This is a genomic window from Pseudomonas sp. CM25 (assembly GCF_013179705.1).
GTDB lineage: Bacteria > Pseudomonadota > Gammaproteobacteria > Pseudomonadales > Pseudomonadaceae > Aquipseudomonas.
Map to the genome: position 1 here is coordinate 26,138 of NZ_JABMCW010000024.1, position 6,155 is coordinate 32,292.

Genomic DNA, 6,155 nt, shown 5'->3' on the forward strand with positions numbered 1-6,155 from the left:
AACCCCCGGAAACACTGCACTCTACACCGCTCAATACCGCGAAAATAATCGCATGGTGATGTTAGCGGTGGAGATCAAGGAGCTTACCTATCAATAACTTACGTGGCTTCTTCGCAGCTTGGGACCATTTTCGGACCAATTTGGAGCTTTTCCAGCTCCTGCCAGTCGTTGGACGAGTTAATCCAGCGCGCATGAGTCGATAAGAGCATCTGCACGCTATGCCCGAGCTGTTGGGCGATAAATGCGGGGTTGAGACCAGACATTGAGCATATTGTCGCATAGGTGTGACGGCAGTTGTATGGGGAGCGACGCGTGATCCCCAATTCATTCAGCACTGGCACCCACTGTTTATGCAGATCGGCAGGCAATCAGCTCGACGGGGTTCTTTGCTAGCAGGCCTTCCCGGGTGGCTGCAGTCAGGATGGTGGACAGCCTGGTGATCGCGTTGCGCTTTACGCTGGATGATGTCCATTCGGTTTTGGCGAAGACGCGGCGCAGCAGATTGGTCTTGGAATATCGCCAGCCGTCAGGCATGTGCTGTACCTGTGGGAGCCGCGCTTGCCGGCGATGGGCCGCAACGCGGCCCCGGTTACAGATGTCCGCTATGGGGTCGATAGCGGACATTTGGCGATACAAGAAGCGCTACCAGTTTTTTGATACGACTGATGGGGAATAGAGTGGGAGCGGAGGAGTGTTGAACCCAGTGAAATCACCTACAACGCCTTGCATCAACATTGCGTGATGTCGTAAATTTCCAGGTCCTGTCAGCCCTGCCTATGTCCAGGGCTGACGCTGAAGCCCAACACTGTGTTGGGTTTTTTCGTTTTTAGCGACAGGAACATTTCTCCAAGGCGTGCCAACTGTTGCGATTCATCAAGAAGAAGTTCTCCCGAGCGCTGCGAAAGTGGCTCGTCTACCTCACGGTTGCAGGCCTGGCGGGCAATTCCAGTCGGTTGTTCGATCACCTTTCGCTGTGGAAGCCATGGCGCTTGGCCAAGGGCGTGGCCGCCTACCTCATGGCGCCTTGATGCGTTGTTTCGCCGTGCGCCCAGGGGCTGATCGCTCGGTCAGTCTGTTCGCAGCATGGGGAACAGTTCTTCTGGATCGCGTGAACCGGCGTTCATCGTCTCGCACGCTCCAGCGGCCTGCGACCGGTTGACGAAGCCACGCTTGAGCCTTTGCTTCTGCTGGTTGTCATAGATGTCAAAACCGCCCGAGGTGGTGGCGGCGAAGAAGCGGTTGCCGATTTGAAAGGTTTCACCCTCTATCGGTACAGCTGGGACGATCACAAATCTCGGTTGCATGTTCATTGGCCTCCCCAGGCAGACGTCTAAGTATTGGCCCGCAACAGGAAGACCACAATATGACTCATCGAGACGATTCAGTGGCGTGTTGTGTCACTGCTGTGTTGCATGAGCGGCCTGTCATATGAGCGCAGCCGGCGCGGATGTTGGAATGGGAATTGCTTTTCTCCTGGGACACTGAACCCGCGGAGAACGCAAAAATGACTCAGGATGACCGCTATTACATGATTTTCGTGGTGGCAGCTGTGCTGATCCTGGATTTGGGGGCCACGTTGGTGTTCCTCAAGGCTATCGCCTGAACCCGATAGTGGGCTTGGGGGTACGCGAAACTGGGGCCATTCACCGTTAATGGCCCTGGGCATCCCGGCGGAGATATAGCAAACAAACCTATTGCCCGGCTGACTTGGGCAGTAACATGGGCGGACGAAAACCAAAAAAAGGGCAAGCTGCTTGGCAACACTTTCCTACGTTCGCGATGGGGCAGCAGGAGTGTGTCGGGTGAAGCGTTCAAGATCGCTGGCAGGCGCCGTTCTGGTGTCCGGGTTTGCGTCATTGCTGTTGGCAGGTTGTGCACAAAATCGTGATGTGCGTGACGGCCATGACTATACTTCGGGCACTACCGCGCAAAGCCCACCTGCCTATCTGGGGTGCGTCAAAGGCGAACTTCAGGGCAATGTGAAAACCTATGAAGTTCAGGGTGAAAACTCGGTCAAGCTGTTCATCGAAAGTACAGACCCCAGCCAGGCAGAGGGGCTTGTCGAGCTGCGAGGTGCGGGAAGCCAGCACCAGTTCACGGCCTATCAGCGCGATGCCTGGTACGACCATGGCAGATTGCTGGATGCGGCGCTGATGTGTTCGAAAGCATGATCAACTGACCCTCCGAGGAAAAAGCCCGCCTTTTGAGAGCGGGCTTTTTTGCGTGCCTGCCGGGGTGCCGTTGGGGGCGATGGTGTGGGTGCAGGGCTTCTTTTGCATTTACCGGCCATGCCCGCAATAATCCACGCATTTGGACGGAGCACTCCGGGTGGAAGCAAGAAGCGTTGTTGCCGAAATGTTCATTGGGATCCCGACGCATTTCTGGGTATTGCCGGTTGCTGGCCTGGTCGCCTTTTACGGGCTGAAGTGGGCTGGCACGTCCAGTGATCGCGCTACCTTGCTGCGCGCTGGGACTTACATGTTGCTGGTAGCACTGGCGGTGTTGCCAAATGGGTTCTATGCAATGTTCCCCCCAGCGCCTGATCCTGACGTGCTGTTGAATCATGCGCCGCTACCCAATTATGCCGGCCGTTTCTATCTGGATGCGTTCTACGTATTTAGCGGTTGGGCGCTGAGCAAGGTGGTAAAGCTCAAGTACAGCTAAAAGGTCGGAGGCGGGTCGCCGCCAGAATTGCCCTGGCTCGAAACGGACTCAACTACTGTAATCAGTAGGGGCGCCTTCGATGTCGTCGATCCTTGCGGCGACAGCACGCAACTCTCCCGCAACGGCATCGATGGAAGTGATGTGCGCCGTGACCTCGGGGTCTGCTTGCGAGGTGCCTCTCGCCTGCATGAACTTGACGTGTCCGCTCATGCTTTGACTGAGTTGATCGAGGTGGTCGGCTGTTCTGACCAGGTCAGACTTGATGCTGTGAAGCGTTTCCATGGCGTGAACGGCTTTCCTTGATAGTTGCTTCCGGGCCTGTGAGGATCGCCGCAGGTCAGGGTCGTGTGCAACTACTTTGTAAAAGCCGTGACCCGGGTCAAGCAACAGCCGGCAGGTGGCGCCTTGCGCCTCGGAAGACGCAGGGCACGGTGTCTGGGTTGGACAGGTTCATTTGTTATCGGTTACATGAAGAACGGAGCCCTGCTGATCCGTCCCTAATAACCCGCTGGATGGCGAGTTCCCCCCTTGACGTTCGCCAAGCGCCACAGCAGGTGTACGGAAAATAGTACGGCCATCTTCCCCCGTGACAAGGCTGATGAGCTTTCCATTCTGATAAAAAAAACGCGTACGCTGGGCATCCTTTTGCATGGCTGAGTTTCCTGCGGAGTCATGGGTAGCGCTACTTTCCCAGCCTTCACCCGGCCACGCCACTGGCAGAAATATCAGGTGCTGCACTAAAGTCGAGGCAAAGGCTAGCCCGGCAGTTGTTCGGGGTCGAAAAACAACGAAGCGACCAGCACGGCCGTGATCACACCCAGTGCATCGGCCAGAAACAGCAGCAAGCCGCTGGTATCACCAGGCCCAAAGTGTTTACCCAGCGCAAAGTCGATGCCATAGGGGAACGCTGCGATCAACAGCAGCATCATGGCCAGCAGGCCAGAGCAGAGCTGCCTGTAGACCCTGCCGAATGCCAGGCCGTAAGCCCAGAACAGAAAAATGCAGCAGACGGCAAGTCCGGTCGAAGCCGCATATTGGGCGAGTATTTCCAACCACCACAGCATGGGATTCTCCTGGGCGAGAAGGGCGCTGATCGTTCCCCATGAACAACCCGCCCGGCACTGTCGCTGCCTGTTGCTCATCAGAAGCAGCGCAGAGTGGATTCGTTCCTTGAGTTCAATCAAATATTTATCGGCAGGGTGCAGTTGACAGGGATTGTTGTGGTCTTGGTGTCGTCGACTTGTTGTCGTTCTGTCAACCGGGCGGGCGGGTCTGCAAGACTTTGGTTCATTGGTATATGGGCGCACGTCTGGCTAGAATGCAGCGTATCCATAACGGCCAATTGCAAATGCCTATGTTTCGTACCTTTCTCGCTTTTGCGTTAGTTGCCGGGCTCACCGGTTGCGCAACGCCTGGTAAACCCACCGCCAGCAAGCTGACGCACAAATCGCCGCAACAATACGCCGCCTGTGTACTGCCCAAGTGGCAGGCGCTGGCGCCCCAGGCCACGCAAAAGTCGATTGCCCACGGCTACCGGCTGACAGCGCCCAGTGCCGTGGCAAGCGATGATGTGCTGGACGTCATCGACTCCCGCGACGGCAGCCGTGCGACGTTCTACAAAGGCAGTTTCCTGTCGGGCGACAAGCTGCGCCAGGCTGCAAGGGAATGCCTGGACTGACTCAGTAACCCGAGCCGCTCGATCCGCCCATGCTGGGCAGGCGGGCCGTGTGCTGGGTATAGCTCCACTCGGCGCAGCTCATGAACGCGGTGGTGTCCACCTTGCTCAGGGAACCGAGTGCTACCGGGCCTGCATCACCCGATATCACCCCGCTTGTTCATCTGCTCACAGCGCAACTGCGCGTCCGTCTTGCTCGAGTAGCTGGGTTTGAGCCTTTCCTTGGCGTGGTTGTCGTAAATGTCGAATCCCCCGCAGACGGTAGCGGCGTAATACCGGCCCGCCACGCGAAACGACTCCTTCTCGATGGGCACAGCCGGAACGATAACGAATCTTGGTTGCATGTTTCGTGCCTCCCCAGGCAGAGACCTAAGTATTAGTCGTGCCATGGATAAGCATCAAGCAGGCTCATCAATAATTGACGGTTCAGCGCGTTCCGTGTCGACGTACGATGTTGCACACCCAACGGTGGTCGCAACGATAGGGCGCGCGGATGAAGGCGAGGTCGGCGATACGCCTTGCACCCTGGGCCCTCAGCGCCTGGGTCAGTTGAGCGAGAGTCTCTGCTTCGATGGTCATGGTTCACCTCGTCAGATTGGCTGCGTTCAAGCATCTGGACCCGTACAAACACTGCAGGGCTCAGTTCTGTTCCGGCTAATCACAAGGTCATAACGGCCGCTGTCATCAAATGCTAATCCGCTGTCGTCCGATGCGAAGCACCCCGCTTGCCAAGGGCATAAAGTCCAGTCACCCAGCACTGACGCCTGGCGTCCAGATCGATGATTGGAGAGACAAGCATGTCCAAAGTCGTACGTTTCCATCAGACCGGTGGCCCCGAGGTACTGCGCTACGAGGACGCCGAGGTCGGCGACCCGGGTCCGGGGCAAGTGCGCTTGCGCCAGGTAGCGGTGGGCCTGAACTACGCCGATACCTACTTCCGCAACGGCACCTACCCGATTCCGCTGCCCAATGGCATTGGCGTGGAAGCCTCGGGCGTGGTCGAGGCGCTGGGTGCGGGCGTGACGCAAGTCGAGGTGGGTGACCGGGTGACCTACACCGGGTTCCTGAATACCCTGGGTGCCTACTGCACCGAGCGCCTGGTGCCCGCCGCTGCGCTGATCAAGCTGCCGGAAACCATCGCCTTCGAGACGGCCGCCGCCATGACCATGCGCGGCCTTACGGCAGCCTACCTGCTGCGCCGGCTGTATGACTTCAAACCCGGTGACAGCGTACTGCTGCATGCTGCCGCTGGCGGCGTAGGCCTGATCGTCGCGCAGTGGGCGCGGTTGCTGGGGCTGAACGTGATCGGCACCGTCTCTACCGAGGCCAAGGCCGAGGTGGCGCGCGCCCATGGTTGCAACCACGTCATCGACTACAGCTTCGAAGACGTGGCCAGTCGCGTGCGCGAACTGACCGATGGGGCAGGGGTCAACGTGGTGTTCGACAGTGTCGGCAGGAACACCTTCAGCGGCTCGCTGGATTCGCTCAAGCGCCGCGGCCTTATGGTCTGCGTTGGCACCGCGTCGGGCAGCATCGCGCCGTTCGACCCGCAGTTGCTGGCGATCAAGGGCTCGCTGCAGCTGACCCGGCCGGCCCTGGCCGATTTCATCGCCGACCCGGCAGAAAAGGCCGACCTGGCGGGCGAGTTGTTCGACCATGTCAGCAGCGGCCGCATTCGTATCGAAATCAACCAGCACTACGCCTTGCAGGATGCGGTTCAGGCGCACCGCGACCTTGAAGCCCGCAGGACCACCGGCTCGTCGATCTTCGTCATCTGAAGAGGGCAACTGCATGCACATCGAACAACTGACCTGCG

11 protein-coding genes and 1 pseudogene are annotated in these 6,155 nt (G+C 58.3%); 5 read left to right on the plus strand and 7 right to left on the minus strand.

Features of this window, described 5'->3' with window-relative positions; all coding sequences use genetic code 11:
- Window positions 1–98: 98 nt before the first annotated feature.
- Window positions 99–362, minus strand: a pseudogene (locus HP546_RS31300) (site-specific integrase); the annotation flags it as partial.
- Window positions 349–534, minus strand: coding sequence for a hypothetical protein (locus HP546_RS04725; RefSeq protein ID WP_178126837.1), 186 nt, complete (start codon window positions 532–534; stop codon window positions 349–351). The pseudogene HP546_RS31300 and the gene HP546_RS04725, both read right to left, overlap by 14 nt.
- Window positions 535–863: 329 nt before the next feature.
- On the opposite strand from HP546_RS04725, the gene HP546_RS04730 reads away from it, so the two are divergent.
- Entirely contained in the window at window positions 864–1,028 is a 165-nt protein-coding gene (locus HP546_RS04730) for a hypothetical protein (protein ID WP_172220358.1), read from the plus strand.
- Window positions 1,029–1,067: 39 nt separating this feature from the next.
- Here the strand turns inward: HP546_RS04730 and HP546_RS04735 are convergent, their stop codons facing one another.
- Window positions 1,068–1,304 carry a hypothetical protein gene (locus HP546_RS04735; RefSeq protein WP_172220379.1) on the minus strand — a complete coding sequence of 79 codons (237 nt, stop codon included), beginning with the start codon at window positions 1,302–1,304 and terminating at the stop codon, window positions 1,068–1,070.
- Between the two features lie 498 nt (window positions 1,305–1,802).
- Between HP546_RS04735 and HP546_RS04740 the strand changes: the two genes are divergently transcribed.
- Window positions 1,803–2,171: a hypothetical protein gene (locus HP546_RS04740; protein ID WP_172220382.1), complete on the plus strand. Its 369-nt coding sequence runs from the start codon at window positions 1,803–1,805 to the stop codon at window positions 2,169–2,171.
- Between the two features lie 184 nt (window positions 2,172–2,355).
- Window positions 2,356–2,664 (plus strand): hypothetical protein, encoded by a 309-nt coding sequence (locus HP546_RS04745; RefSeq protein WP_172220385.1) that lies wholly within the window; start codon window positions 2,356–2,358, stop codon window positions 2,662–2,664.
- A gap of 48 nt (window positions 2,665–2,712) precedes the next feature.
- On the opposite strand, the gene HP546_RS04750 is transcribed toward HP546_RS04745, so the two are convergent.
- From HP546_RS04750 to HP546_RS04760, 3 genes are all read right to left on the minus strand, one after another.
- On the minus strand, window positions 2,713–2,946 hold the full coding sequence (locus tag HP546_RS04750; RefSeq protein ID WP_172220361.1) for a hypothetical protein: 234 nt from the start codon (window positions 2,944–2,946) through the stop codon (window positions 2,713–2,715).
- A 168-nt stretch (window positions 2,947–3,114) separates the two neighbouring features.
- Window positions 3,115–3,315: a hypothetical protein gene (locus tag HP546_RS04755; RefSeq protein WP_172220364.1), complete on the minus strand. Its 201-nt coding sequence runs from the start codon at window positions 3,313–3,315 to the stop codon at window positions 3,115–3,117.
- Between the two features lie 104 nt (window positions 3,316–3,419).
- A complete protein-coding gene (locus HP546_RS04760; protein ID WP_256676441.1) occupies window positions 3,420–3,848 on the minus strand; it encodes a hypothetical protein in 429 nt (142 codons plus the stop codon).
- Window positions 3,849–3,982: 134 nt separating this feature from the next.
- Here HP546_RS04760 and HP546_RS04765 point away from each other — a divergent pair, with 134 nt between their 5' ends.
- Complete coding sequence (locus tag HP546_RS04765; RefSeq protein ID WP_172220367.1) at window positions 3,983–4,342, plus strand: hypothetical protein; 360 nt, start codon at window positions 3,983–3,985, stop codon at window positions 4,340–4,342.
- Window positions 4,343–4,476: 134 nt separating this feature from the next.
- On the opposite strand, the gene HP546_RS04770 is transcribed toward HP546_RS04765, so the two are convergent.
- The gene (locus HP546_RS04770) at window positions 4,477–4,683 is read right to left on the minus strand and encodes a hypothetical protein (protein ID WP_172220370.1); all 207 of its coding nucleotides are present in this window, start codon (window positions 4,681–4,683) and stop codon (window positions 4,477–4,479) included.
- Between the two features lie 453 nt (window positions 4,684–5,136).
- On the opposite strand from HP546_RS04770, the gene HP546_RS04775 reads away from it, so the two are divergent.
- Window positions 5,137–6,117 carry a quinone oxidoreductase gene (locus HP546_RS04775; RefSeq protein WP_172220373.1) on the plus strand — a complete coding sequence of 327 codons (981 nt, stop codon included), beginning with the start codon at window positions 5,137–5,139 and terminating at the stop codon, window positions 6,115–6,117.
- Window positions 6,118–6,155 lie beyond the last annotated feature (38 nt).

Excerpts from the sequence above, each read along its gene's own strand:
- HP546_RS04725 (WP_178126837.1), bottom strand. The coding sequence starts at position 534 with ATGCCTGACGGCTGGCGATATTCCAAGACCAATCTGCTGCGCCGCGTC.
- HP546_RS04735 (WP_172220379.1), bottom strand. The coding sequence starts at position 1,304 with ATGCAACCGAGATTTGTGATCGTCCCAGCTGTACCGATAGAGGGTGAA.
- HP546_RS04745 (WP_172220385.1), top strand. The coding sequence starts at position 2,356 with ATGTTCATTGGGATCCCGACGCATTTCTGGGTATTGCCGGTTGCTGGC.
- HP546_RS04750 (WP_172220361.1), bottom strand. The coding sequence starts at position 2,946 with ATGGAAACGCTTCACAGCATCAAGTCTGACCTGGTCAGAACAGCCGAC.
- HP546_RS04755 (WP_172220364.1), bottom strand. The coding sequence starts at position 3,315 with ATGCAAAAGGATGCCCAGCGTACGCGTTTTTTTTATCAGAATGGAAAG.
- HP546_RS04765 (WP_172220367.1), top strand. The coding sequence starts at position 3,983 with ATGCAGCGTATCCATAACGGCCAATTGCAAATGCCTATGTTTCGTACC.
- HP546_RS04770 (WP_172220370.1), bottom strand. The coding sequence starts at position 4,683 with ATGCAACCAAGATTCGTTATCGTTCCGGCTGTGCCCATCGAGAAGGAG.
- HP546_RS04775 (WP_172220373.1), top strand. The coding sequence starts at position 5,137 with ATGTCCAAAGTCGTACGTTTCCATCAGACCGGTGGCCCCGAGGTACTG.